At 28.8% G+C, this 1,166-nt stretch carries 2 pseudogenes; both read left to right on the forward strand.

What is annotated here, in order from left to right:
* Positions 1-519: pseudogene (locus MOSC01_RS0103350) on the forward strand (hypothetical protein); the annotation flags it as partial.
* Positions 491-1,166: pseudogene (locus MOSC01_RS0103355) on the forward strand (hypothetical protein); the annotation flags it as partial. The pseudogenes MOSC01_RS0103350 and MOSC01_RS0103355, both read left to right, overlap by 29 nt.

The following is a 1,166-nucleotide window of genomic DNA, read 5'->3' on the forward strand; positions in this document are numbered from 1 at the left end:
TGACTTTGAGCCGTTTCAAATTTAACAATGCAGTCAAAATTAACTCAAATTGTTATTGATACTTTCCTGCCTAGTTCAGTAAAAGCTGAAATCAATAAAAATGAATGAGACCGTAAAAATATGGAGGAAAAATTAAAATCACCTATTGATTTTTATTCACATAATTGATGAGTTATGAAAAATCTGGCTGAAAAAACAAGAGATACAGCGAATTTGATTGTAGGAAACTGATGGCTAGCATCATCAAATAATAATTTAAATAAAGATCCTAGTTTTACTAAAGGTCCTTTTGTTACCGGAAGCGGACTTGCTCATGATTCTATTGATTGAACCGACCCTAAAAACGCTTTTGAAATTCCTGAGGAACAATCTAATCCAAAAGCATACACAAAAGTTTTTTTTCGAAGCTATCATGTAAGAAGAGTAAGACTTCAAGATGAACATCTAAAAAGGAACAAAATGTTGAATGTAGAAAAGGTACATTTTTTATATGGAAAACCAATTAGATTTGAAGTCTAAATCAAATAATCAATTAAAAAAACTAAAATATTTAGAAATTAATATTAAAAATCGTTGCTTAGTTACCCGCATATTTTCCGATAGAGATTTTTCCTGTGATCGTGATGAAAAATATCGAAGAATTCCACACTTTTTATGAGTCTATGTTATGGATTCTTGCGCGGTTGTGCGCAATCCAATTGAAACTATTATTGGCTTAGATTACAAACATGATGATTATGTTTATAATTTAAGACTAGAAGATATCCCAAAAACAGTCTTTTTTTTGAAAAAATTAAAAGACTTTGATTTTTATGATGAAATTAGGTGTTTGTCCCGTAGATGAACTGATGAAGATTATTGTCGAAAAAAAGAAAATCTAAGCGATGATTATAAATGAGAACCCTATTTCTCGGACACTCCATATGAGACTAAAGGTTTTAGAGCAGTAATCGTAGCTTTCGAAAATTTTGATGACAAAGAAAAATGTGAATTTTCAATTTCCTTTCCTGCGGTTTTTCAAAAAATGTTCAAATCAAAAGATAAACTAAAAAAAATTGAAAATTTGATAATTAAGGAAATCAAAGAAAGCATTCCTTATGCAAAACCAAAAAATTTATGAAATTATCGGGAAAAAATCTTTGATTTTTTATCAAAAAGATATGAAT

Source organism: Mesomycoplasma ovipneumoniae SC01, assembly GCF_000218525.1.
Taxonomy (GTDB): Bacteria; Bacillota_I; Bacilli_A; order Mycoplasmatales; family Metamycoplasmataceae; genus Mesomycoplasma; species Mesomycoplasma ovipneumoniae_A.